Origin of the sequence: Halovenus aranensis (assembly GCF_900100385.1) — an archaeon.
Taxonomy (GTDB): domain Archaea; phylum Halobacteriota; class Halobacteria; order Halobacteriales; family Haloarculaceae; genus Halovenus; species Halovenus aranensis.
On record NZ_FNFC01000055.1, the window covers coordinates 1 to 1175 of the forward strand.

Annotated in this window: 1 protein-coding gene; it reads left to right on the top strand. The window is 51.1% G+C overall.

Annotated elements, in window-relative coordinates; genetic code table 11:
- Window positions 1–48: 48 nt before the first annotated feature.
- Window positions 49–1175, top strand: a 1127-nt coding sequence (locus BLR34_RS16560) for a hypothetical protein (RefSeq protein ID WP_143414215.1), incomplete at its 3' end; no start/stop codon positions are given.

A 1175-nucleotide genomic window follows, 5' to 3' on the forward strand; every position in this document is an offset into this window, starting at 1 on the left:
GGGGGGGGGTGTGCTGGAGAACGACTAGTACCTAATGGATCATCGGCTATGGGACCACCCACATATACCACATTCACCGTAGCGGTCCCACAAACAGTCACGTATGGTGTCAGCAAGCGAAAAACGGCCAAGAACGAGGTGGAACGTACACTTGCTGATAAAAAGACTGCATTGACAAAAGAGAAGGCTTTCTATGATGTCCTAGAACAGTACTTGGACGAGTCTTTCCCGACTGTCGAAGAGACCGACGATCTGAACCGGGAAGACAAAGGAGAGGCAGAGCAGCTCAGAAATCGCTTGGAGACGAACTTCGTGGAAACGTTCATTGACTCGCCGGTTCTGGCTCTCGCCGGCTTTGACGATGCGGCTACCAAAATCTATGATATTTTTGAGGGCATCCAGGCTGACCTCAGTCAGAGGAACAAAGAGAATATCGATAATTATCTGGAGACCGTCCCAATCCGATTTAACAACGAGGTAGCTAACGCGGGGATTCCTGAACAAGGAACCCATCCAGACGACATTTCCGTCCTACTCAAAATATTAGAGTTGGAGTGTGAGAATATCACCACGAGGTGGCATCTGTGGAAGCGCATCTCGAATATCAGCCAGGAGACGACCGATCCGTCTCTGGATGCCGCTGTCGCCAGAGACATCCGCCGCGCTCTACGCGATGTCGTCGTCGACTCTGAGGAATCCTGGCTAGACTCAGTCGTTATAGACCCGACAATCCAGAAACAGTATGAGAATAAAGACGACGAGTTTGTCGAAAAGCAAGAGGCTTGTGAAGAGGCTGAAACAGCTTACGATGAGGTCGCAGGTGAGCTAGAGGAATTGATTAGGGACTGGAAAGAAGAGGCATGGGATACGGCGGACAAACTCGCGGCGATCACCCGCTATGAAGACGATGTGAAGTCAGCCATCGATGATCTGGCAACCCATCTCTCTACCAAAGCAGATGCCGTCGAGTCAGACGATATACAAGAAGTCCAGAATACGACGCTCCAATTGAACACGGTCGGTCCGCTCGATGAGTTTGAAGCCAGCGGTCTCAAACCCCTCAACGAGAAGTTGGACGATATGGGGGTCGCCCAAATCGATCGCAACCAACTGGAAGCTGAGTTTGCGATCGTCAAAGACGCTCGGGAACTTCACTTAGAACACGGCGGTTGGCT